The sequence below is a fragment of the Halolamina sediminis genome (genome assembly GCF_001282785.1).
GTDB classification, from domain to species: domain Archaea; phylum Halobacteriota; class Halobacteria; order Halobacteriales; family Haloferacaceae; genus Halolamina; species Halolamina sediminis.
The window spans coordinates 2,727,345-2,750,108 of record NZ_CVUA01000001.1 but is presented as its reverse complement, the minus strand read 5'-3'; the positions used below and the strand labels follow the sequence as shown (position 1 = coordinate 2,750,108).

The following is a 22,764-nucleotide window of genomic DNA, read 5'->3' as shown; positions in this document are numbered from 1 at the left end:
CTTACCGGGCCACGCGCCGGCCGAGGACGAACACGACGAGCGCGATCAGCAGCGCGCCGAAGTACGCCTCCATGCTCGCGAGCCAGCGCGTGAGCTCGCTCGAGGGCGAGCCGACGTACTCGAGCGTGATGAACGTCGCCGTCGAGAAGTAGAGGTTCTCCGCGATCACGAGTAGTCCGTCGACCGACGCTAGGTGGCCGGCGTCCTCGATCCCCTGGAGCGTCCCCGTCTCCGACGTGGTGGTCGCGGTGAGGGTGTAGAGGATCCCCCAGAACACGACGGCGATCGTGGAGATGTAGACGATCCGCCAGAGGCGCTCCCCGTAGCCACACGTCTGGTAGAGGGTGGTGTTGCCCGCCCACTTGCCGAACGCCTTGAGCCGGGTCGTGACCCGGGTCCGGTCGTTCAGGTCGCTCGCGATGGTCGCGACGTCGACGTCCCGACGGGCGGAACTCGCCGTCTCGTCGTCGTCGCTCCCGAAGGCGACGTGCCAGTGTTTCTTCCGCCGGTACGTCATCTCCCGGAGGAAGAACTCCGCGGCGGCTTTGGTGTCGCCGTCGGCCTTCGCGCACTTCTTGGCCTTCATGTACGTGTTCTCCAGCGTCGCCGGGTCGGTGATCGTCGCTGCCTCGCCCGTGGGTAGCAGCGACGGGTCGGCGGCGAACTCGTGGATCACCCAGTTGTTCCGTGCGAGGTGGGCCTTGTGGGCGCTGAAGTCGAACCCCACGAAGTCGGTGTTGCAGAACCGGAAGTGGTCGAACAGCGGATGCTCGCAGTGGCTGTCGTCGAGTCGAACGTCGTGGATCTCGCCGCCGGTGAAGTCGTAGAACGCGACGCTGTCCTCGGTCTGCCCGAGCACTCCGCCGCCGACCACCGCGCGGTTGAACGAGAGCAGCGTCGGCTCGCCGTCGCTGGTGCGGGGCCGGAACGTCGCCGACTGCTTGAACACGACGCGTCTGAACGTCGCGCCGGCGTCGAACGTCGTCTGGGCGAACGTCGCGTACTCGAAGCGACTCTGGGCGAAGTTCGCCTCGGCCTCGAACGCCGCCGCCCGGAAGTTGGCGTCGTCCTCGTGCATGTTCGCCGTCGCCTGAAATTCGGTGGCGGCGAACGCCGCTGGCCCCTCGAACCGCGCGCCCTCGAACGTCGTCTCGTCCTCGAACACGGCCTTCACGAAGCGAGCGTCGTCGCCGAACACCGTCTCGGAGGCGTCGAGCGTGTCCTCGAACGTCGCCTCGGCGAACGAGGCCTCGCCGTCGAACGTCGCCCCCTCGAACGTCACCGTGTCCGAGAACGCTGTCTCCGTGAACTCGGTGGTCGCCTCGAACGCGGCGTCGGCGAAGCTCGCCTGTCTGAACTCGGTGTAGCTGAACGTCACGTCGTCCCGGAACCCCACGCCCTCGAAGTCGGCGTCCTCGACGGTGTAGGCGCCGCCGGTGAACTCGCTGCCGCGGAACCGTGCGGGCCCCTCGAACGTCGCCGCCGCGAAACAGACGTCGCTCTCGTAGCGGACCTCGTCGAAGTCGGCGCTGGCGTCGAAGCGGGCGTCGCGGAAGTTGGCGTGGCGGCCGAACTCGGCGAACGAACAGTCCGCCGGCGCTCCGAACTCGACGCCCTCGAAGTTCGCCGACCGGAACTGGCCGCGGTGGAACGTCGCCGGCACCGCGAACGCGGCGTCGACGAACCGGGCGTCGTCCTCGTCGACGTTGTCGCCGCCGTGGAACTCCACCCCGCGGAAACACGCCTCGGGATCGCGCTGGCCGCCGATCTCCTCCTCCGGCGGCGACTCCGTGTACCAGACCTCGTCGCCGTCCCAGTCGCCCTGCACGGTCACCCCCTCGAAGGAGGCGTCGTTGCGGAATCGTGCCTCCGTGAACCAGACGCCGGCGTCGAACCTGACCGACTCGAACACGGCACCCGCCTCGTAGACGGTGTCCTCGAAGTCGGCCGCCGCGTGGAACGTCGCCCTCGTGAAGTCGACGTAGCGGAACTGTGCACCCTCGAAGTCGACGTGGCTCTCGAACGTGGCGTCGACGAAGCGCACGTCGTCTTCTTCGACGTTGTCGCCGCCGTGGAACTCCGCGCCGCGGAAGCAGACCTCGCCCGCGAACGTCGCCCCCTCGAAGGAGGCGTCCTCCCCGTAGCGCGTCTCGTTCAGGTCCACGTCGCCCCGGAACTCGACGCCCTCGAAGTACGTGTCCTGTCCGAACCGGACGTTCTGAAAGACGGCGTCGTCGCCGAAGGCGGCGCCGGAGAACTCCGCGTACTCGAAGGCGGCGTTCTCGAACGTGGCATCGGCCGCGAACGTGGTGTTCGCGAACGTTACGTCGTCGTCGCGGGCGTTGTCGCCGCCGCGGAACTCGACGCCCTCGAAGTTCGCGGAGCCGCCGACGGTCACCTCGTCCAGCGCCACGTCGGCGTTACACCGCGCCTCGGCGAACACGAGCGCCCCGTCGAACGACGCGCCCGTCAGCGTCAACTCCCCGTCGAACACCGCCTCGTCGAAGTCGGCGTCGCCGGCGACTGCGACGTCCTCGAAGTTGGCGGATCGGAACGCCGCCCGCTCGAACGTCACGTCGCCCGCGAACGTCGCGTCGGTAAAGCGCAGGTCGTCGGTCCGGATCCGCGCCCCACCGTGGAACTCCGCGCCCCGGAACGAGGCGTCGCCGCCGACGTCGACGGCGGCGAAGTCGACGTCGTCCTGGAAGCGGGCCTCCTCGAACTCGATCGCGTCGGCGAACGTCGCGTCCGCAAACCGCGCGTCGCCAGCGAACGTCGCCGCCACGAACGCCGCCGTCGATTCGAACTCGACCGACCGGAAGTCGGCGTACCGGAACTCGGCGGCGTGGAAGTCGACGGGGCCCGCGAAGGCGGCGCCCTCGAAACTCACGTCGTCGTCGTCGACGTTGTCGCCGCCGCGGAACTCGACCCCGCGGAACGTGGCCTCGCCGCCGACGGTGACGCCCGAGAGATCGGCGTCCTCGCGGAACCGCGCCTCCGTGAAGTCGAGGTCGCTCTCGAACGCGACCCCGCGGAAGTCGGCGTCCTCGTCGAACGCGGCCTCGGTGAACAGCGTCTCGCCGGCGAACGTCGCCCCCGCGAAGTTCCCGAGGGCGAACTGCCCGTTGGTGAAGTCGGCGTCGCCGCCGAACGCCGCGCCGCTGAAGTCCGCGTCGTCGATCTCGACGTTCGTGTCCCCGCGGAACTCGACCCCGCGGAACGAGGCGTCGGCCTCGAACCGCGTCTCCCGGAACTCGCCGTCGCCGGTGAACGTCGCCTCGTCGAAGTCGGCGACCCCCTCGAAAGTGGCGCCGACGAAGTCGGCGTACCGGAACTCCGCCTTCCGGAAAGAGGCGCGGTCGTGGAACACGGCCTCCTCGAGACAGGCGTCGTCGTCGAGCAGGTTGGCGTCGCCGCGGAACTCGACCCCGTCGAAGACGGCGGGCTCGTCGTACTCGGTGAACCGGAGGCAGGTGTCGCCGTGGAACCGTCCCTCCTCCAGCGAGACGGCGCCCTCGAAGTGGGTGCCGATCAGGTCCACGTCCCCCGCGAACGTCGCGTGTGCGGCGTCGAACTCCCCCTCGACCGTCGCGTCGGAGACGTCGACGGACTCCCGGAACACGGCCTCCTCGAACGCCACGTCCCCGATCGAGGCGTGCCGGAGGTCAAGCGGCTGACGGAACTCCGCCGTCGCCAACGACAGCGTCCCGGAGACGGTCGCGTGCCGGAGGTCGAGCGGGAACTGGTCGCCCGTCTCCACCACCAGATACGAGAGATCCAGATCCGCGAAGTTCCCGCCGATCAGCTGTTTCCGCTCGCGCCCTGCCGACTCCGCCGTGCGTTCGACGGCTGCTGCCACATCGCGGTCGTCGACGCCGCGCTCCTCGCGCTCCTCGGGCGGCATGTGGACCACGCAGTACTCGCTCTCGTCGTGTGCGTCGTGGGGACAGGACCACGGTTCGGTGAGTGAACTGTCACGGTCGGCGGACCGTGATGCCGAATCCGGGTCGAACGTGTACGAGCAGTCCCCGCGCATACGCGTATGGCGTTCCTCTCTTGACACAAAAAAGTACGTGGCTATTTGACATGGGTCGCCCGCCCCGTTCGGGACCGGCCGTCGCCGCGACTGCCCTCCCCGATCTCGACAATATATCAGGCCATCGACTAATCACTACTATAATGATGGTGCATCGAAAACTCCGAGCCACCATGGCAAACGGAGACACGGTCGAGGCCGGCGAGCACGGGACCCACGCGTCCGACGGCGGGGAGGAACTCGAGATGGGCAGCAGCGAGCAGTGGCTGAACCGACATTTCGAGTCGCGGTTCTTCGCGCTCAGGTACACGCTCCTCGTCCCCGTCATCGTCGCGTTCATCGGCTCGACCGTGATGTTCGCCAACGGCACCTACCACACCGCGAAGGCGATGTCGGCGCTGGTCATCGGCCAGCACCTCGGGAGCTCACAGGAGGTGACGCTCCCGATCATCAAGGCGCTCGACGCGTTCCTCGTCGGCATCATCCTCGTCATCTTCTCCTTTGGCATCTACGACTTCTTCATCAGCGAGCTTGACCCGGCCGAGCGGTCGAGCATCCGCCCCGACTGGTTCAAGTTCGAGTCGACCGGCGAGCTCAAGAACAAGCTCATCGAGGTCGTCCTCGTCATCCTCGCGATCAAGTTCTTCGAGCAGATGGTCGCAAATGCCGACCAGATCACGGAGATCGAGCGATTCCTCGTGATCCCCGCCGGCGCCGCCATCCTCGCGTTCAGCCTCGGCTTCTTCAAGTGGGCGACGGAGTGACTCTCAGCGGGCCACACGCCGACCGAGGACGAACACGACGAGCGCGACGAGCAACGCGCCGACGAACGACTCGATGCCGGCGAGCGTTCGGGCGACGGTGCCCACGGGCTGGACGTCGCCGTAGCCGAGCGTCGTGAACGTCACGATACTGAAGTAGACGTTCTTTCCGAGGGTGATGACGCCGCCGGGGGTGAACAGCGCCAGCGGCCCTTCGAGGGCGTTGGCTTCGACCGCGCCGGTCGTCCCCCGGGTAAACAGGGTGTAGAACACCCCCCACAGGAACACGAGCACGCTGGAGACGTAGACGACCCGCCAGAGGCGCTCCCCGTAGCCACACGTCTGGTAGAGCACCCAGTTGCCGAGCGCCTTCCCGCCGGCAGTCAGGCGGTCGCGGACCGTCCCCCCGCCGTGGGTGAACGCCCGGACGTTCTTCTTGCGGCGGTAGGTGAGCTCCTTGATGAAGAACTCGGCGGCGGCCTTCCGGTGGCCGAACGCGCCGGCGCTGTTTTTCGCCTTCAAGTACGTCGATTCGAGCTTCGAGGGCGACTCGACTGGGCCGATACTACGGTTCGGCGTCCGTATCGACTCCCCGCCGTCAGTGACTCCTCGGGGCTCGCCCCCCGAGCCGTCGAACCTGAACTCGTGGATCGTCCAGTCGGTCCGTGCCAGCTCCTCGTTGTGTTTCGAGAAGTCGAAGTCTTCGAACTCGGTGTGACAGAACCGGAAGTAATCGAACAGTTCGTGCTCGTCGGTCCCCGCATCGTTCCTTTCGAGCTTGACGTCCCGGAGCACGGCCTGTTCCATGTCGTAGAACACCGCTCCGTCGGCGGGCTGGGCGATCCGCCCGTCCGCGAACGAGACGCCGGACATGTCGACGACCGTCTCGGCGTCGACCGGTTCGATGGTCAGATCGAACGTCTCTTCGAACCTCGATCCGGCGAAGGTGACGCCGGCGCCGAAGGCGGTGTCGTCGAACTCGACCGGCCCGAACTTCGCGTCCGCGAACGACACCACGTCGTCGAACGTCGTGTTCTCGAACGCGACCATGGAGCCGTTGAGTGCCGTGTCGCCGCCGAACGCCGCGTCGGTGAAATCACACGGCGCGTGGAACGTCGCGCCGTCGACTGTCACGGTGCCGTCGTACTGTGCCTCCGTCGCGTCGAAGCGGCCCGCCACTTCGGCGCCGTCGAAGTTGGCGCCGGCTTCGTGGATCGCCTCCGTGAACTCGACTCTGCCCCCGAACGTCGCGTCGGTGAAGTTCGCGAACCGGAACCGCGCGCGGGCGAACGTCACGCCGTTTTCGAACGTCGCCCCGCCGAACGACGAGTCGTCCTCCACGACCGTCTCGCTCCCGTGGAAGCTCACCCCTTTGAACGTCGTCGTGCCGGCGAACGTCGCGTTTTCGAAGCTCGCGTTGTCCCGGAACTCCGCCTCGCTGAACTCCGCGACGCCCGCGAAGGTCGCCCCCTCGAACTCCGCACTCGCCACGAACACCGCCCGCTCGAACGTGGCGTTCCCCCGGAACTGCACCGTCTCGAACGTCGCGTTGTCGGTGAACGACGTATCGGCGAACGAACAGTTATCGTGGAACTCCGCGTCGTCGAACACGGCGAAGCCGAACTCGGCCCGCTCGAAGTGGATGACCCCGCGGAAGATCGCGTTCCGGAAGCTCACGTCCCCCTCGAGGATCCGTGATCGACCCTGGAACTCGACTCCCTGGAACCACGCCTCGGCCTCGAAGACGGCGTCGACGAAGTCCGCGTCGCCCCGGAAGCGACTCTCGTCGAAGCGGGGCTCGTCCTCGAACGTGCACTCGTCGAACGTGGCCGTTCGGTCGAACACGACCGACTCGAAGTCGGCCTCGTCGCCGAACGTCGCGTCCGCGAACGTCGCGTCACCGCGGAATCGACAGTCGTCGAACGTCGATTCGCCCTCGAAGGTACAGTCCGCGAACGTGGCTGCTCGGTCGAACACGACCGACTCGAAGTCGGCCTCGTCCCCGAACGTCACGCCCGCGAACGCCGCGGCGCGGAAGCGAGCCCGGTGGAACGACGCCTCGCCGTCGAACGTCGCGTTCTCGAAGGTGCCGTCCTCGTCTTTCGTGTTGGCGCCGCCCTGGAACTCGGCGCCGTCGAACGTCGCCGTCGCCTCGAAGCTGGCGTCGTCGAAGGCGGCGTCGTCACGGAACCGACACTCCAGGAACGTCGCAGGCTCGCGGAACGTCGCCCCGGTGAACACGCCGTCGTCGTCGAACGTCGTCTCCCCGAAGCTCGCCGTCCCCGCGAAGGTGGCGTCCTCGAACGTCGCATAGCGGAACTGGACGGCGTCGAACGTCGCCTCCCGGAACGTCACTCCCTCGAAGCTGGCGTCGTCGTCGACGACGTTGTCCCCGCCCTCGACTTCGGTGCCGAGAAACGTCACGGTCGACTCGAACGCCGCCCCCGCGAAGTTCGCGTCCTCGCGGAAGCGGACCTCCTCGAAGGAGGCCTCGCCCTCGACGGTCGCGTCGGTGAACACGCCGTCGCGGTCGAACTCGGTCGCGTCGAACGTCACGGACCCCTCGAAGGTGGCGTCGTGGAACGTCCCGCCGTCGAGATAGGCGTCGTCGAACTCGACGGCCGCCTCGAAGTGGGCGCCGACGAACTCGCCCCTGCCGTCGAACACGGTCTCGGCGAACGACGCGGACGCCCGGAACGTGACGCCGCCGAAGTCGGCGTGCTCGAACTCGGCGTTCGCGAACGACGCCGCCCCGTCGAACTCCGCCGCCTCGAAGGAGATGTCGTCGTCGAGGTGGTTCGTCTCCCCGTGGAACTCCGCCCCGCGGAACTGCGCGTCGTCGCGGAACCGCGCCCCGCCGATCGCGCCGTCGCCCTCGAACCGTGCCTCGTCGAGGGTGACCGGCCCTTCGAAGGTGGCGTCCCGCCAGTCCACGTCACCCTCGAACACCACTTCCACCCCCTCGACGGGGCCGGTACAGCGGCCGTCGACGAACTCGAACTCGCCCTCGACGGTCGCGTCGCGACACGCGAGCGTCCCGATCTCGGCGCCGTTCAGCCGGATCGGCTGGCTGACGACGGCGTTCCGGAGATCGAACGTCCCCTCGATTGACGCGTACCGGAGGTCGATCGGGTGCCGGTCGTCGGCGGCGACGATCCGCCGCCGCAGGTCCATCTCCCCGAACTGGGCGCCGACGAACTGCTTGGCTGCCTCGCCCGATCCGAGCGCCCGATCCAGAAACGCATCGACCACTGCCTCGTCGTCGACGCCGAGTTCGCCCCGCTCGCCCGGCGTGAGGTGGAACACACACCGCTCCGCGTCCGGATGAGTCTCGTGTGGACAGGACCAGCCGTCGAGCGACTCCGGCGCCTGTTCCGCCGACGCTCGATCGAAGGTGAATCGACACTCTCCCATTCGTTTTCTCAATGCACCAATAGATCGGTGACGAATAAGGTTTTCCCCGGATCGCGAACCGGTGTGCTCACCCCCGAAGGCGGCGGATACCGAAAGGGAGATCGTGTCGCGGGGCCGCCGGCGGTCGGGCTGGCCCGAGGTTTCATGGCCCGAGCCGTCCAACGCCCGTCCATGGCCGAAGACTGCATCTTCTGTCGCATCGTCGCCGGCGACATCCCCGGCCGGATCGTCGAGGAGACCGACCACGCCGTCGCCTTCCTCGACGCGAACCCGCTCGCGCCCGGGCACACGCTCGTCGTCCCCAAGCAGCACTACGGGCGGCTGCACGACATCCCGGGCGAGGCGGCCGCCGAACTGTTCGACGCGGTCCACGAGCTCTCCGCGGCCGTCGAGGACGCCGTCGACGCCGACGCGGTCTCGATCGGCATCAACGACGGCGAGGCCGCCGGGCAAGAGATTCCCCACACGCACGTCCACCTCGTCCCGCGGTTCGACGGCGACGGCGGCGGCTCGTTCCACACGATCTCCCCGGCGAGCGAGTCGCCCACCGACGAGGAGCTCGACGAGATCGCCGCGACGATCCGCGGCGACTGACGTGGCGGCTCAGTAGGACTTCGGGAAGCCGAGCTCCTGGCCGATGTGGTTGTACGCCATCTGCTGGCTCACCGGCGCCAGCCGCGTGAGGTTGATCTCGCGCCACCAGCGCTCGACGTCGTACTCCGTGGCGTACCCCCAGCCGCCGAACGCCTGCATCGACTGTTTGACGGCCTCGATCCCGGCCTCGACGGCGGTGGCCTTGGCGACGTTGGACTCGTAGCCACAGTCCTCGCCCTGATCGTAGCGCCACGCTGCCTTGTCGCGCATCAGCGCGGCCGCCTCCATCCGGGCGTAGGCTTTCGTGATCGGGAAGGAGACCGCTTGGTGGCCGCCGATCGGCTGCCCGAACACCTCGCGGTCGTTGGCGTACTCGATCGCGGTCTCGGCCGCGAGCTTCCCGATCCCGGTGCCGGCGGCGGCGAACCCGATTCGCTCGGGGTTGAGCATGTCGACCAACGGCCACCAGCCACGATCCTCCTCGCCGAGCAGGTTCGCCTCGGGGACTCTGACGTCCTCGATGAACACCTCACAGGACTTCGAGTAGTTGATGCCGTGTTTCGGGATCGGGACCGTCTCGATCCCCGGATCGTCCATGTCGACGACGAAGAGGCTGATCCCATCGGTGCCGCGATCGACCTCCTCGCGGGGGGTGGTCCGCGTGACGAGGATCATGTTGTCGGCCCGGTCCGAGAACGTGATCCACGCTTTCTGCCCGTCGAGCACGTACTCGTCGCCGTCCTTCTCGGCGCGGGTCGCGACGTTCAGCGTGTTCGTTCCGGCCTCGGGCTCGGTGATCCCGATCGAGAAGTTGCGGTCCCCGGCCGCGATGTCGGGCAGGTAGCGCTCCTTCTGGGCCTCGGTGCCGTGCTCGCGGATACCGACCGCCGCCATCCCGGCCGTGAGCACGAGATACCAGGTGCCGGCCATCCCACACCCCTCCGCACACAGCGTCTCCATCGCCACCCCCATCTCCTGCATCCCCATCCCGGCCCCCTCGTACTCCGGCGGGATCAACAGCCCGTGGAACCCCGCCTCGCCGAGCTCGTCCCAGAACGCCGCCGAGAACTCGCCGTTCTCCTCCTTTTCGCGCCAGTGTGCCGGCCCGAACTGGGACGCGATCTCGCTCGCGGTCGAGCGGATCATCGCCTGCTCGGAGCTACTGTCGAAATCCATGGTTGTGTTTCACATACTCACAGGCACCCCCGGTACATTAGTACTGGTTTTGCGGCCGTCAGCAACTCCCGTCTCACTCCTCGTCGGCGCTACAGACGAGGACGGGCCGCTCCGTGTCGAGGATGACGCTCTGTGTGACGCTGCCGAAGAGGACTTTCCCCGTCGGCGTCCGCTTCCGCCCGGCGAGGACGATCTGGTCGGCGTCGTGCTCCTTCGCGACGTTGAGGATCGCCCTGACGGCGTCGCCGCCGTACCCCTCCAACTCGACTTCGATGCCGGCGTCCTCCAGCTGGTCTCGTGCGAGACGGACGGCCTTGACCTGTTCGACGGTGCTCCCCTTCGTCTTCTCCTCGAAGGAGTGGACGAGAACCGCACGCACCGCGTCCGCCTCCAGCGGGAGTTCGGCGAGCGTTTCGGCCTGTGCGAGCGCTCGGGATTCGTCGGCGTCGATTCCTACGAGGAACGTGTACATATCCCACGAAATGGGCGGGGGAGTGTTTTACTGTTTCCCCGCGGTGAACCCCGGTTCACGTTCACGTCGGCGTATCTCAACCCAACCATTAAATATGATGTATACTTCCATTGTTGCGTGTTACATAATGCCACGTAACGACGAGAACACGTTCGAGACGACGGTGGGACGGCGACGGCTTCTGAAAGGTGCGGCAGCCAGCGGGGTCGCGCTCACGCTTGCGGGCTGTGGCGGTGGCGGCGGAAACTCCAATGCGGTCACAGTACCGGGGATCTACGACGAGAGCGGCGGCACGTCCGACGTCGGGCGGCCGGCCGCGATCGGCTCCCGGGATACGATCGCGTACATCAACGAGAACGACCTCCTCTCACGGGAGATCGACCACCCCAACGAGGACTACGCCTACGAGGTACCGGAGGCCCAGCAGCTCTACCAGGAGTACACGTCGGGCGAGAACCCGCCGATGATCATCGGGTGGGGGACCGCGGACACCGAGGCGCTCTCGGGCACGGTCGCCGAGGACGAGATCGTCTACATCTCGGCGTCGTACTCCGCGAACTTGGTGACCGAGGAGGCGCCGTACAACTTCTTCGGCAACCTCGACTACACGAGTCAGGCGCGGGCGCACCTGAAGTGGATCGCCGACAACGACCCCGAGGCGAAGATCGCGTTCATCTTCTCGAACACCCCGTTCGGCCAGTCCCCGGTCGAGGGCGGGAAGCAGTACGCCGAGGAGCTCGGCCTCGAGGTCGGCTCCGACATCAACCTCCCACTGACGGCCAACTCGGCGACGACCCAGCTCCGGCAGGCCAAGGATGGCAACGTCGACTACCTCATCCACCAGAACACGTCCGCCCCGATGCGGGTGCTCCTACAGGACAAGGAAGACGTGTACCCGGACGTGACGGTGTGTGGGCTCACCTACACCGTCGACGAGCGTGTCGTCTCCGAGTCGCCCGAGCTGTTCGAGGGCGTCCGCTACGTCAACGCGTTCAAGACGTTCCAGGGAGCGCTCGACAGCGGCGGGCTCGGTGCCGACATCATCGAGGCCAACTTCGAGCGCGAGGACCGGAGCATGGACAACACCGAGGTGGCCCAGCTCAACTACGTCCGCGGGGTCATCCACGCGCTGCTCGCGCTGAAGGGGCTCCAGAACGCCATCGACAACGACGACGACCTGACCGGCCCGAACGCCCGCAACGGGATGTTCGGCATCGAGGACGACGACATGGAGGGGCTCGCCGAACCGTACACGTTCGAGGAGGGGGACCGCCGGCCCACTATGACCGGGCGGCTGTTCGAGGTGACCGACGGCTCGCTCAGCTTCGACACGACCGTCGAGCTCCCCCGGCGTGACGAGTGGATCGGACTGTGATGCCGGCCGAATCGCACGCGGCGGGGGCCATCGAGTCCGACGCCGAACGGGCCGTCGTCGAGCTCGACAACGTCGAGATCGTCTACGACGACCACTTCCTGGCGGTGCAGGGCGTCTCGATGTCCGTCGACGAGGGGAACATCGTCGCGCTGCTCGGCCCCAACGGCGCCGGGAAGTCGACGATCCTGAAGATGATCAGCGGCATCGGGCGGACCGAACGCGGCGAAGTCAGCCGCGGGAAGGTGTTCTACCGGGGCGAGGACGTGACCAACTTCGGCGCCAACGAGATGGTGAACCGCGGCATCACCCACATTCTGGAGGGCCGCCGCGTGTTCGAGGACCTCACCGTCGAGGAGAACCTCCGGTGTGGCCTCTACCGCGGCGGCCGGCGCTTCCGGTTCGACGAGGACGACTACGACATCGCGTTCGACTACTTCCCGCAGCTGAAGGAGATCATGGACCTGAAAGCGGGCTACGCCAGCGGCGGCCAACAGCAGATGCTGGTGATCGCCCGGGCGCTCATCCACCGGCCGGAGCTGCTCCTGCTCGACGAGCCCTCGCTGGGGCTGGCGCCGAAGCTCGTGCAGGACATCTTCGAGACGCTCGTCGAGATCAACGAAAAGGAGGACATCACCATGATCGTCGCCGACCAGAACGCAAAGCGAACCCTCGACATCGCGGACTACGGCTACGTCATGGAGAACGGGCAGATCGAACTCCACGACCCGGCCGACCAGCTGGTCCAGCGCGAGGAGATCAAGGAGTTCTACCTCGGAACGTCGAGCGAGGACTCCCGCTACACCGACATCCGGCACTACAAGATCCGTAAGAGGTGGACCTGATGAGCACCGAGGACGCGACCGCCGACCAGCGTGCGGCCTCGCTCCGGGAGGGCGCCCACGTCCGCCCCGAGGAAGCCGTCATCGGCTGTCGCGACGTGACGAAGACGTTCGGCTCCATCACCGCCGTCGACGACGTGACGATCGGGATCGACAGCGGCGAGTGGGTCTCCATCGTCGGCCCCAACGGCGCCGGCAAAACGACGCTGTTGAACATCCTCAACGGCTTCTACTCGCCGGACCCCGGCGGGGTCGTCTACCTGAACGGCGAGGATGTGACCGGCCGCCCGTCCCACTACCGGGCGCGACAGGGGCTGGCCCGGACGTTCCAGGGGCTCGAACTGTTCGAGGAGGAGAACGTTCTCGAGAACGTGATGACCGTCCGTGCGGTCCACGAGCGGCCGAACCTGCTGTCGGCGCTGCTGTTCTACGGTCGGGGTCGGCAGGTCGAGGCCCGGAACATGCGCCGGGTCGAGGAGATACTCGACTACCTCGAGCTCTGGGAGCACCGCCACGCGACCGTGTCGGCGCTCCCCCTCGGCGTGCAGCGCCGGGTGGATCTGGCGCGCTCGCTCGCGCTCGAACCCGACGTCCTGCTGCTGGACGAGGCGATGAGCGGCCTCACGTTCGACGAGAAGTACGACATGATCCGCTTTCTGACCGACCTCCACGAGGAGGAGGGGATGACGCTGGTGATGATCGAACACGACTTGGAGGTCGTCACCGCCGTCTCCGACCGGATGATCGTGATGCAGAAAGGCGGTGTCATCGCGCGGGGGCCGCCGGAGGCGGTCACCGAGGACCCCGAAGTCGCCCGCGTCTACACGGGGGTGGACTGACGTGGCTGAGGACGACGCCGAGGGGCTCACCATCGACCGCGTGCTCACGGCGCCCGACGACGAGACCGTCGAGATCGTCTCCGACCGGGCGCTCCCGGAGATCCTCGTCGACCACGCCGAGGAGCACCCCGAGGACACCGCCCTGCGCTGGAAGCGCTACGGCGTCTGGCAGGAGTTCACCTGGGAGGAGTACTACGAGCGCGTCGAGCAGTTTGCGCTCGGGCTCGAGGAGTACGGGTTCGGCGACGAGGACGTGCTGTTCACCATCGGCTACAACCGCCCCCACCAACTGTGGGCGTGGATCGCCGCCCAGTCGCTGGGTGGCATGGCCGCGCCGAACTACGAGGACATGCTCCCCGAGGATATCGAGAAGCAACTCCAGCTGCTGGAGCCGAGCATCGTCTACGCGGAGGATCAGGAGATGGTCGACAAGCTGCTGTTGGTCGCCGACAGCGTGCCGTCGCTCGAAACCATCATCTACCGCGACGAGAAGGGGATGTTCCGGTACGAGAACGGCGAGAAGGTCGGCCCCGACGACCCCGAGATCGTCGCCTACGACGACATCGAGGCCCGCGGCGAGCAGCGACTGGCGTCGGGCGACGTCGACGACGACTACCTCCACCAGCAGATCACGACCGTCGACCCCGAGACGACGGCGATGCTGGCTCCCACCTCGGGCACCACCGGGATGCCCAAGCGCGTCCGGCTTTCGCACTTCAACTTCGTGAACCTGGCCAACGCCGCCATCGACATCGACCCGCTGCCCAAGGAGTCGGACTACTTCTCCTACCTCCCGATGGCGTGGGTCGGCGAGCAGATGATCCTGCTCGCGGCGGCGTTCGTCGGCGGCTGGACCGCGAACTTCCCCGAACAGCCCGAGACCGAGGACGAGGACCTCCGGGAGATCGGCCCCGAGATCATCTTCTCCTCGCCCAACCGCTACGAGGCGTGGGTTGCCGACGTGAAGGCGAAGATCGAGAACACGACGCGGTTCAAGAAGTGGGTGTACGACAAGGCGATGAGCATCGGCGAGCGGTACGCGGAGTACGTCATCGGCGACAAGAACGACGAGGAGCCGCCCGCCACCCTGCGGGCGGCCCACTGGCTCTCCTACTGGGTGGCCTACCGCCCGATCCTCGACAAGATCGGGCTGAAGCGGGCGAAGAACGTCTACACCGGCGGCGGCCCGCTCGGCGAGGACCACTTCGAGTACTACCACGCGATGGGCGTCCCGCTGAAGCAGATCTGGGGCCAGTCGGAGGTCTGTGGGTTCGTGACGATGCACCGCGACGACGACGTGCAGGTCGAGACCGTCGGGGAGGTGTTCCCGAACATCGAGGTGGGGATCACCCCCGAGGGCGAACTGGTCGTCCGCGGCCCGGTGGTCACCTCGGGCTACTACGGGATGCCCGAGAAGACCGAGTCCGCCATCGAGGACGGCTGGCTCCACACCGACGACTTCGGCGCGCTCACCGACGACGGCCACGTCAAGATCTTCGACCGGATGGACGACGTGATGGAGATGCAGGACGGCACCGCGATCGCCCCCATCAGCGTCGAGACGAAGCTGAAGTTCAACCCCTACCTGAAGGAGGCGATGGTCGTCGGCGACGGCCGCGAGGACCTGACGGCGGTGCTGAACATCCGGTTCAACAACGTCGCCGAGTGGGCCGACCAGCGGGACATCCAGTACGCCGGCTACCGCGACCTCACGCAGAAGCCCGAAGTGCTGGAGCTGATGCGGGACGTGGTCGCCGAGACCAACGAGGAGCTCGACAACCCGATCCAGCGGTTCATCGTCCTGTTCAAGGAGTTCGACGCCGACGACGGCGAGCTCACCCGGACCGGGAAGCTCCGGCGAGAAGTCGTGATGGACCGGTACGACGACGTCGTGGAGGCGCTCTACGACGGCAGTGACAGCGTGGAGATGGAGATAACGATCACCTACCAGGACGGGCGTGAGTCCGACGAGCGCGGCGTGATGCGCGTCGTCGACGTGGACGAACCGATCGACGAGGACGCCGACCTCGGGGTGGTGATGGAGTAATGGTGGATCTCACCACCTTCTTCGACATCGCCGTCTCCGGCATCGGCCTCGGCGCGCTGTACGCGCTGGTCGCGATGGGCTTTTCGCTCATCTACAAGGTGACTGGCGTGCTCAACTTCGCACAGGGCCAGATCGCGATGGTCGGCGCCTACAGCGTCGTCATCTTCGGGACGGCCGCGATCCTCCCGACGGCGCTGCCGGCGTGGGCCGCCGTCGTGCTCACGATACTCGTGGGCGTGGGGCTCGGCCTCGCGCTCGAACGGGTCGTGTTCCGGCAGTTCATCGGCGAGCCGGTGCTCTCGGTCATCATCGTCACGCTGGCGCTGGGCGGGATCTTCGAGGGGTTCATCGCGTTCCTGTTCGGCCGGAACTTCAAGGCCTACCCCGCGGAGCTGGCGTTCGACTGGTCCGTCGGGCTCCCCCTCGGTGCGTCGATCCAGGGCGCCTACGCGGTCGCGGTCGTCATCGCCCTGATCGTGGTCGGCGTGCTGATGCTGTTCTTCCGGAGCACCGTCACCGGCTCCATCCTCCGGGCGTCGGCGAGCGACGAGCAGGCGGCGATGGTGCTCGGCGTCTCGATCGAGCGGACGATCGCGCTGGCGTGGACGCTCTCCATCGCCGTCACCGCGATCGGCGGCATCCTGCTGGCGATGTCCAGCGGGGGCGCCGCCTTTTCAATCGAGACGACGGGCATCATCATCTTCGCGGCCGTCGTCTTCGGCGGGCTGGACAGCATCCCCGGCGCCTTCATCGGGTCCATCGTGGTCGGACTCCTGCAGGAGCTGGGTTCGTACTACCTCGAGGGCGGGACCGCCGTCGTCGTCCCCCTGCTGGACGTGCAGGCGAACTTCGGCGCCGGCTTCGGGGAGATCCTCCCGATGATCTTCCTCCTCGTGGTGATCATGGTGAAACCGTACGGCCTGTACGGCACCGAGCGGATCGAGAGGCTCTGAGAATGGCAGGACACGATCCCCTACGCGCCGTCAGGCGCACCGACGACGTATCGACGGCCCGACGGCGGGCCGACACCGAGCCCGCAGGACGGAGGTGGTGCGATGCCCTGCGGTGAGTACTTCACCGACTACACCTCCCGGATGGGGCTGGTCCGCTGGCGCACCCAGAAGATCGCGCTGGCGCTGGGCCTCCCCCTCCCGTTCCTCGCCCCGCTGCTGTTCGAAGGGGGGACGTTGACCCTCCTGTCACAGGCGTACATCTTCGGGATCGCCGTGCTCGGGTTGAACATCATCCTGGGGTACGCCGGCGAGATCGTCCTCGCACAGGGGGCGTTCATGGCGATCGGCGCCTACTCGACGAGCCGGCTGCTCGAGGCGGGCGCCGGACTGTTGCCGGCGCTGGTCATCGGCGGCGTCATGTCGGCGATGGTCGCCGTCGGGTTCGGCCTCCCCTCGTTCCGCGTCAAGGGGTTCTACATCGCCATCTCGACGCTCGCGCTCCAGTTCATCTCGGAGTGGTTCTTCAACAACGGGCAGGCCGCGTTCATCCACGGCGGCTCCCAGCAGCAGTTCCCGTCGAGCGTCGGGCTGCTCGGCCCGGTCGCCGACGTCGGGAGCACCTTCGACAAGTACTACCTGGCGCTGGTCGCGGTGCTGCTGTTCGCGCTGCTGTCGCTGAACCTCTCCCGGACCGGGATCGGGAAGACGTTCCGCGCGGTCCACGAGAACGACCTCTCGGCGGCGGTGCTGGGGGTCAACGTGTTCAAGAACAAGCTGCTCGCGTTCGGCATCGGGGGGTTCATGATCGGCGTCGCCGGCGGCCTCTACGGGTTCCAGATCGGCTTCATCAGCCCCGGCTACTTCACCCTCTCGCTCACGCTCGAACACTACGTGATGCTGCTGTTCGGCGGCCTCGGCCGCGTCTGGGGCGCGCTGCTCGGCGTGGGCGTCGTCACGCTCATCCGGGACAACCTCCGCGAGGTACTCGGCATCGTCAGCGACGCGACCGGGCTGAACGCCACCGCGACGGTGCCGGTGTTCTTCGGCGTCATCATCATCGTCGTCCTCGCGGTCGAGCCCAAGGGGGTGTTGGCTGCGCTCGGCAAGATCAAGGAGTACTTCCGCAAGTGGCCGTTCGCCTACTGACCGGCCCGCTCCCCTCTGCCGTCGCACCACCCCGAGTGTAGCCCGGACGGAAATTTATGTGACCGTAGACCCCTACTCCACTCGATGTACGACTCCGACACGCTCGCGGCCGTCCGCGAGCAACTGACGCGGGCGACCGACCACGAGTTCTACGCCGACATCGATCCCGACGCCGTCGACTCTTGGGACGCGTTCCGGGAGCTCCCGTTCACGACGGGCGAGGAGCTGGTCGACGACTTCGAGGCCGACCCGCCGACCGGCTCGCTGTACGACGGGGCCGCGATGGTGACGTTCTCCCCGATGGGCGAGGATCTCCAGCCGGTGTTCGACACCAAGGGAGATCTGGAGCACCAGGCCGCTGTCAACGCCGAGGTGTTCGAACGGGCCGGTATCGAGCCCGGCGACCGCGTGATCAACACGTTCGGCTACCAGCTGTTCGGCACGGGCTACGTCGTCCACCGGGCGCTGGAGGAGCTCGGCGCGGAGGTGTTCCCGCTCGGCCCCGGCGACTCCGAGCAGGCCGCCGACATCACCCACCAGTTCGACGTGGACGCGCTCATCGGGAACCCGAGCTTCGCGTTGAAAGTCGGGGAGGCGGGCGGCGAGGTGGACACGTTCGTCGGCGCCGGCGAGCCGTTCACCTCCATCCCGGGCCGGCGCGAGGCGGTCAAAGACGCCCTCGGCGCCACGACGGCGACGGACTACTTCGGCACGCGGCACATCATGCCCGTCGCCGCCGAGACCGAGGCGGAGGACGGGCTCCACGTCGTCACCGACTACGCCGTCGTGGAGATCGTCGACCCCGACACGGGGGAGGTGCTCGGAACGGGCGAGCGCGGGGAGGTCGTCGTCACGCACGTCCGGAAGGAGGGGATCCCGCTGATCCGCTACCGCACGGGTGACCTCGCGGAACTGGAGGAACGCGACGGCGAACTCGTCCTGCCCGACGGCGTCATCGGACGAACCGACGAGCGACTGAAAGTCAAGGGCGTGAAGGTGTACCCCGAGAGCATCGAGACGGTGCTTGCGGGGTTCGAGGGGCTCACCGGCGAGTACCGTATCGAGGTCGACCAGCCGGAGACGACCGACCGACTGACGGTCGTCTGTGCGGGCGAGGCCCCCGTCGACGAACTGCGGGCCGCGCTCGGCGACCGCCTGCTCGTCACGCCCGACGAGGTGACGCTGGTCGCGGAACTCGACGAGACCGGGGTCGTCGACAACCGCTACTGACGGTCGCGGCGGCGTTCAGTCGCTCAGCTTGTACACCCCGGTGCCCGTCGCACAGACCGCGTCGCCGGACTCGACCGCCACGCTTGCGACGCCGATGTTCTCGCCGCGGCGCTCGATGGTCGCCGTCGCGTACAGCGGGTGTTTCCCGGCGGCTTCCAGATAGTTCACGCGCAGGTCGACCGTCGGCGTGTAGTCGCCGCGGTGGCCGATGAACACCGCGGCGCCGGTGAGATCGACGATGGAGCTGATGATGCCGCCGTGGAGCACCTCGAGATCGGGGTTGCCCACCAGCGAGCCGTCGAACGGGATCCTCGTCTCCGCCTTCCGGGGGGTCACCGCGAGCACCTCCAGCTCGAGCTCCCGGTGGAACGGGATCGCGTCGTACAGCTCCCGGACGAGCGCCGTCCGGTCGTCCTCGTCGCCGGTCCCCTCGGTTCCTCCGGCTGTGGCGTCGTCGCTCGTCGATCCCTCACCGTCCGTGACGAGCCGCCGGCCTCGCTCTCCCATACTGTGTCAGCGTTCACCACAGGCCGACAAAAAACGTCGGATGGGGGCGGCCCCCACTGGATCCGCCGAAGTCAGGCCTCCCCCAGGAACCGACGCGCCGTCCGCGAGAAGATGTCCCGCTGGGTTTCGATCGGGAGCTCGCGCGCCAGCAGGTGTGCCCGCTCCTTCTCGTAGGAGTACGGGATGTTCGGGAAGTCCGAGCCGTACATGACCGACTCCGAGAGCTTGATCAGCGTCTCGTCGGCGACCGAGTCCGGGTCGAACGCCATGTACTCCTCGGCGACGGCGGACATGGAGAACGTCGTATCGAGGAAGACGTTCTCGTTGGTCCGGGCCAGTTCACAGAACGCGTCCACGTCGTACGCGCCCATGTGGGCGGCACACACCCGGAGATCCGGGTAGGAGTCGAGGAACGAGCGGAACCGGTCGACGCCGACGTTCGGGTCGTCCCGAAACATCGGCGCGGTCCCCGCGTGGACCAGCAGCGGCAGGTCGTTGGCGGCAGCCACCTCGTACGCCGGCTCCAGCCGCGGGTCGTCGACGGGGAACCCCTGAACCGGCAACTGGAACTTCAGCCCGCGGGCGCCGGCGTCGACGGCCCGCTCGACGATCCCGCCGACGTCGTCGTCGCCCGCGTGGACGGTCGCGAACGGCACCACGTGTTCGGCGGTCGCGGCCGTCTCGCAGACCCACTCGTTCAGCTCGTCGGCCATCCCCGGCCGGTGGGCGTACGGCAGCGCGAAGAACTCCTCGACGCCGGCCGCCCGGAGGATCTCGGTCATCGCCGCCAGATCCGTCGGGTGGTCGAACGTCCAGCCGGCAGCGTCGCCGAGCGCGTCCCGGATCGCCCGCATGAGCCGGTCGGGCATCAGGTGGACGTGTGCGTCGACGACGCTGTCGACCGGGAACTCAGCCGTCATCGCTCACCGTGACGCCGTCCGTACTCGGTCGTCCCATTGGTTCCGTATGGGGGTCGCTGACGCGGATAGTAAAAATACCGACAGCGGCCTGTGCCCGAACGGTGCCGAAGATTTTTCTGAAATAAGGAACGGAAAGAAGCGTATGGCGCTCTCGACTGCAGCGCTCGTCGGCGCGACCGGCGGCGCAGGCACGACCCGGACCTGTCTCGAACTCGCCAACGCGCTGGCCGCCGGCGGCGACGACGTGGCGGTGCTCGACACCGCCTACGACACGCAAGGGCTCGCCCGGCACCTCCCGGGCCGGATCGACCCGGACGCGACGACGCTCGTCACCGACGGGAGCGACAGGCCGCTCTCGGCGGGGACGATCGAGTACGACCCCGACCCCGACCGTGCGGCGCTCGACGCCGAGGCGCTGCCCGAACCGGGCCGGATCGTCTGCCTCCCCGCCCGGGCGCCGTTCGAGCGCCTCGCACGGGCGAAGGCCCCCGAGGCCGCACAGGAACTGGAGCAGCGGATCACGGCGGCGGCGACCGCGTTCGACCGCGTACTGATCGACACGCCGCCGCTCGGGAGTAACCCCGCGGTCGCGGCGGTGACGGCCGCCGAACGGGTGGCCGTCGTCGCCCCCGCGACGGAGCGCGGCGTCGACGCGGTCCAGACGATCCGCGGCCGCCTGCAGGACGTGGGGACGAACGCCGACGCCGTCCTCGCTACCGACCGCGCGGGGACGGGGGCGTTCCCCGAGGCCGACGCCGACGCGATCCTCCCGCAGTTCGATGGGGAGGCGCCCGCCGGCCTCGAGACGGAGGCCGGGGTCGACGCGCTCGCGGCCGCCGCCGACGTCGTTCTCGGCCGCGAACTCGACTTCCCGTTAGCGGAAGACGGGCTCGTGGCAGCAGTCGAATCGCTGCGCGAAAACTAGAACAGCTCGTCGACGTCGCCGACCGCGTCGGTGAGCGGATCCTCGTCCGTGGGGCTGCCCACGTCCGCGACCGCGGCCGACAGCGCAGGGTCGGCGTCGTGGCTCTCGATGTAGCTCCCCAGCGCGAACTCCGCCTCGCTTGCGCCCGTCAGCTCGACGGCTTCGGCCCGGGAGAGCTCGCCGGCCTGCCAGTCCCGAACGATCTCCCGAGCCATCGGCGACAGCGGCGTCACGCCCGAGACGCCACAGCGGTGCAGCGCCTTCGCGGCCGTCACGGGCGCGATCCCGGCCTCGCGTGCGCTCTTGCCCACGCTCGTTCCCGCGGCGTGTGTCTCGACGACGGTCGCCGCGGCCTCGGGCGTACAGGGAAGCGCGCCCGCGTGCGGACGGAGACGCTCGACCAGCGCCTCGCCCGTCTCGTCGGCGGCGGCGACGCCGCGGGCCTCCTGCTCCGCGGTCACCTCGATGCCGGCGGCGATCTCTTCGAGCGTCATACGCGGGCGTTCTTCGCGATATAGTTTAATAGTTTTCACTATTGAACTATACCTAGAGAGTAGCGGTGAGAGAACGTACCGGTTATCGGTACGTTCGACCGACGGGAGCGGGATCGAAACCCCGGGAACCACCCGGGTTTATGTATCCGATCGGGACCGATCTTCGAGTATGAGCACGACGCGTGCGACCGGCTGTCCCGAGTGCGACGGGCGACTGACCGCCGACGGCGACGAGACGGTCTGTGAGGGCTGTGGGCTGGTCGTCTCGACCGACCGGCTCGACCGTGGCCCCGAGTGGCGCAGCTTCGAGGACGACGACCGCAACCCGGCCCGGTGTGGCGCACCGCTGACGCGCTCCCGGCACGACCGCGGGCTCTCGACGGAGATCGGGCGCGACGGCCGCGGGAAGAACCGCAAGTGGTCCCGCCTGCGCCGCCAACACCGCCGGACGCAGATCCGATCGAAGCGTGAGCGCAATCAGGTGTACGGCTTCACCGAGATCCGGCGGCTGATGGGCGCGCTCGAACTGCCCGACCGTATCCGCGATCAGTCCTGCTCGCTGTTCGAGTCCGCACAGAGCGAGGACCTCCTGCGCGGGCGCTCGATCGAGGGGTTCGCCAGCGCGGCCGTCTACGCCGCCTGCCGGGTCGCGGGCGTCTCGCGCACGACCGAGGAGGTGCTCGACGCCGCGAAAGCGACCGCCGCGGAACACCGCGCGGCCTACGACGCGATGAACCGCGAACTCGGCCTGCCCGTCTCGGCCGCCGAGCCCGCGGAGTTCGTCGCCCGCTTCGCCAGCGAGCTCGATCTGGGGCAGGCGGTCCGCCGGCGCGCTCGCGAACTCGCGGAGGCGGCGGTCGACTCGGGCCACGCCAACGGCCGCAACCCCGGCGGCGTCGCCGCGGGCGCGCTCTACCTCGCCGCCCGCCGCGAGGGGCAGACGGTCACGCAGGCCGAGGCGGCCGACGTGGCGGACGTGACCGCGGTCACCGTCCGGACGACGTATCAGGCGCTACAGGACTGAGAACACCACTTT

At 67.9% G+C, this 22,764-nt stretch carries 18 protein-coding genes; 11 read left to right on the top strand and 7 right to left on the bottom strand.

The window, feature by feature from the left end; translation table 11 throughout:
* Position 1 precedes the first annotated feature (1 nt).
* A complete protein-coding gene (locus BN1959_RS13775) occupies positions 2–4,036 on the bottom strand; it encodes a pentapeptide repeat-containing protein (protein ID WP_053949194.1) in 4,035 nt (1,344 codons plus the stop codon).
* A 173-nt stretch (positions 4,037–4,209) separates the two neighbouring features.
* Here BN1959_RS13775 and BN1959_RS13770 point away from each other — a divergent pair, with 173 nt between their 5' ends.
* Positions 4,210–4,800: a YqhA family protein gene (locus BN1959_RS13770; protein WP_053949193.1), complete on the top strand. Its 591-nt coding sequence runs from the start codon at positions 4,210–4,212 to the stop codon at positions 4,798–4,800.
* A 3-nt stretch (positions 4,801–4,803) separates the two neighbouring features.
* On the opposite strand, the gene BN1959_RS13765 is transcribed toward BN1959_RS13770, so the two are convergent.
* On the bottom strand, positions 4,804–8,211 hold the full coding sequence (locus BN1959_RS13765) for a pentapeptide repeat-containing protein (protein WP_053949192.1): 3,408 nt from the start codon (positions 8,209–8,211) through the stop codon (positions 4,804–4,806).
* A gap of 171 nt (positions 8,212–8,382) precedes the next feature.
* On the opposite strand from BN1959_RS13765, the gene BN1959_RS13760 reads away from it, so the two are divergent.
* Complete coding sequence (locus BN1959_RS13760) at positions 8,383–8,805, top strand: HIT family protein (protein WP_053949191.1); 423 nt, start codon at positions 8,383–8,385, stop codon at positions 8,803–8,805.
* Positions 8,806–8,814: 9 nt separating this feature from the next.
* Here the strand turns inward: BN1959_RS13760 and BN1959_RS13755 are convergent, their stop codons facing one another.
* Positions 8,815–9,981, bottom strand: coding sequence for an acyl-CoA dehydrogenase family protein (locus BN1959_RS13755; RefSeq protein ID WP_053949190.1), 1,167 nt, complete (start codon positions 9,979–9,981; stop codon positions 8,815–8,817).
* 73 nt (positions 9,982–10,054) lie between these two features.
* Entirely contained in the window at positions 10,055–10,453 is a 399-nt protein-coding gene (locus BN1959_RS13750) for a universal stress protein (protein ID WP_053949189.1), read from the bottom strand.
* Positions 10,454–10,580: 127 nt separating this feature from the next.
* Between BN1959_RS13750 and BN1959_RS13745 the strand changes: the two genes are divergently transcribed.
* The 7 genes from BN1959_RS13745 (at position 10,581) to BN1959_RS13715 (ending at position 18,882) form a co-directional block, all read left to right on the top strand.
* Positions 10,581–11,828, top strand: a complete 1,248-nt coding sequence (locus BN1959_RS13745) for an ABC transporter substrate-binding protein (protein ID WP_053949188.1) — start codon at positions 10,581–10,583, stop codon at positions 11,826–11,828.
* Positions 11,828–12,670: an ABC transporter ATP-binding protein gene (locus BN1959_RS13740; RefSeq protein WP_053949187.1), complete on the top strand. Its 843-nt coding sequence runs from the start codon at positions 11,828–11,830 to the stop codon at positions 12,668–12,670. The genes BN1959_RS13745 and BN1959_RS13740 overlap by 1 nt, the downstream gene beginning before the upstream one ends.
* Positions 12,670–13,506: an ABC transporter ATP-binding protein gene (locus tag BN1959_RS13735; RefSeq protein ID WP_079978751.1), complete on the top strand. Its 837-nt coding sequence runs from the start codon at positions 12,670–12,672 to the stop codon at positions 13,504–13,506. Before BN1959_RS13740 ends, BN1959_RS13735 begins: the two co-directional genes overlap by 1 nt.
* A 1-nt stretch (position 13,507) precedes the next feature.
* Entirely contained in the window at positions 13,508–15,553 is a 2,046-nt protein-coding gene (locus BN1959_RS13730) for an AMP-binding protein (RefSeq protein WP_053949186.1), read from the top strand.
* The gene (locus BN1959_RS13725; RefSeq protein WP_053949185.1) at positions 15,553–16,506 is read left to right on the top strand and encodes a branched-chain amino acid ABC transporter permease; all 954 of its coding nucleotides are present in this window, start codon (positions 15,553–15,555) and stop codon (positions 16,504–16,506) included. Before BN1959_RS13730 ends, BN1959_RS13725 begins: the two co-directional genes overlap by 1 nt.
* Before the next feature lie 102 nt (positions 16,507–16,608).
* On the top strand, positions 16,609–17,652 hold the full coding sequence (locus BN1959_RS13720; protein ID WP_053949184.1) for a branched-chain amino acid ABC transporter permease: 1,044 nt from the start codon (positions 16,609–16,611) through the stop codon (positions 17,650–17,652).
* 84 nt (positions 17,653–17,736) lie between these two features.
* Positions 17,737–18,882: a phenylacetate--CoA ligase family protein gene (locus BN1959_RS13715; protein WP_053949183.1), complete on the top strand. Its 1,146-nt coding sequence runs from the start codon at positions 17,737–17,739 to the stop codon at positions 18,880–18,882.
* Positions 18,883–18,897: 15 nt separating this feature from the next.
* Here BN1959_RS13715 and BN1959_RS13710 read toward each other — a convergent pair whose 3' ends face one another.
* Both BN1959_RS13710 and BN1959_RS13705 read right to left on the bottom strand, forming a co-directional pair.
* Entirely contained in the window at positions 18,898–19,389 is a 492-nt protein-coding gene (locus BN1959_RS13710; protein ID WP_053949182.1) for a PaaI family thioesterase, read from the bottom strand.
* A 71-nt stretch (positions 19,390–19,460) separates the two neighbouring features.
* Complete coding sequence (locus BN1959_RS13705) at positions 19,461–20,309, bottom strand: amidohydrolase family protein (protein WP_053949181.1); 849 nt, start codon at positions 20,307–20,309, stop codon at positions 19,461–19,463.
* Positions 20,310–20,451: 142 nt separating this feature from the next.
* On the opposite strand from BN1959_RS13705, the gene BN1959_RS13700 reads away from it, so the two are divergent.
* Complete coding sequence (locus BN1959_RS13700) at positions 20,452–21,234, top strand: hypothetical protein (RefSeq protein WP_053949180.1); 783 nt, start codon at positions 20,452–20,454, stop codon at positions 21,232–21,234.
* Here BN1959_RS13700 and BN1959_RS13695 read toward each other — a convergent pair.
* Positions 21,231–21,728, bottom strand: coding sequence for a DUF7858 family protein (locus BN1959_RS13695; RefSeq protein WP_053949179.1), 498 nt, complete (start codon positions 21,726–21,728; stop codon positions 21,231–21,233). The two genes, BN1959_RS13700 and BN1959_RS13695, sit on opposite strands and share 4 nt — an antisense overlap.
* Positions 21,729–21,897: 169 nt before the next feature.
* Between BN1959_RS13695 and BN1959_RS13690 the strand changes: the two genes are divergently transcribed.
* Entirely contained in the window at positions 21,898–22,752 is an 855-nt protein-coding gene (locus BN1959_RS13690) for a transcription initiation factor IIB (RefSeq protein ID WP_053949178.1), read from the top strand.
* Positions 22,753–22,764: the final 12 nt, after the last annotated feature.

Coding starts and splice junctions, on each gene's coding strand:
- BN1959_RS13715 (WP_053949183.1), top strand. CDS start 17,737: ATGTACGACTCCGACACGCTCGCGGCCGTCCGCGAGCAACTGACGCGG.
- BN1959_RS13755 (WP_053949190.1), bottom strand. CDS start 9,981: ATGGATTTCGACAGTAGCTCCGAGCAGGCGATGATCCGCTCGACCGCG.
- BN1959_RS13695 (WP_053949179.1), bottom strand. CDS start 21,728: ATGACGCTCGAAGAGATCGCCGCCGGCATCGAGGTGACCGCGGAGCAG.
- BN1959_RS13690 (WP_053949178.1), top strand. CDS start 21,898: ATGAGCACGACGCGTGCGACCGGCTGTCCCGAGTGCGACGGGCGACTG.
- BN1959_RS13700 (WP_053949180.1), top strand. CDS start 20,452: ATGGCGCTCTCGACTGCAGCGCTCGTCGGCGCGACCGGCGGCGCAGGC.
- BN1959_RS13705 (WP_053949181.1), bottom strand. CDS start 20,309: ATGACGGCTGAGTTCCCGGTCGACAGCGTCGTCGACGCACACGTCCAC.
- BN1959_RS13750 (WP_053949189.1), bottom strand. CDS start 10,453: ATGTACACGTTCCTCGTAGGAATCGACGCCGACGAATCCCGAGCGCTC.
- BN1959_RS13775 (WP_053949194.1), bottom strand. CDS start 4,036: ATGCGCGGGGACTGCTCGTACACGTTCGACCCGGATTCGGCATCACGG.
- BN1959_RS13740 (WP_053949187.1), top strand. CDS start 11,828: ATGCCGGCCGAATCGCACGCGGCGGGGGCCATCGAGTCCGACGCCGAA.
- BN1959_RS13760 (WP_053949191.1), top strand. CDS start 8,383: ATGGCCGAAGACTGCATCTTCTGTCGCATCGTCGCCGGCGACATCCCC.
- BN1959_RS13720 (WP_053949184.1), top strand. CDS start 16,609: ATGCCCTGCGGTGAGTACTTCACCGACTACACCTCCCGGATGGGGCTG.
- BN1959_RS13745 (WP_053949188.1), top strand. CDS start 10,581: ATGCCACGTAACGACGAGAACACGTTCGAGACGACGGTGGGACGGCGA.
- BN1959_RS13710 (WP_053949182.1), bottom strand. CDS start 19,389: ATGGGAGAGCGAGGCCGGCGGCTCGTCACGGACGGTGAGGGATCGACG.
- BN1959_RS13765 (WP_053949192.1), bottom strand. CDS start 8,211: ATGGGAGAGTGTCGATTCACCTTCGATCGAGCGTCGGCGGAACAGGCG.
- BN1959_RS13770 (WP_053949193.1), top strand. CDS start 4,210: ATGGCAAACGGAGACACGGTCGAGGCCGGCGAGCACGGGACCCACGCG.
- BN1959_RS13725 (WP_053949185.1), top strand. CDS start 15,553: ATGGTGGATCTCACCACCTTCTTCGACATCGCCGTCTCCGGCATCGGC.
- BN1959_RS13735 (WP_079978751.1), top strand. CDS start 12,670: ATGAGCACCGAGGACGCGACCGCCGACCAGCGTGCGGCCTCGCTCCGG.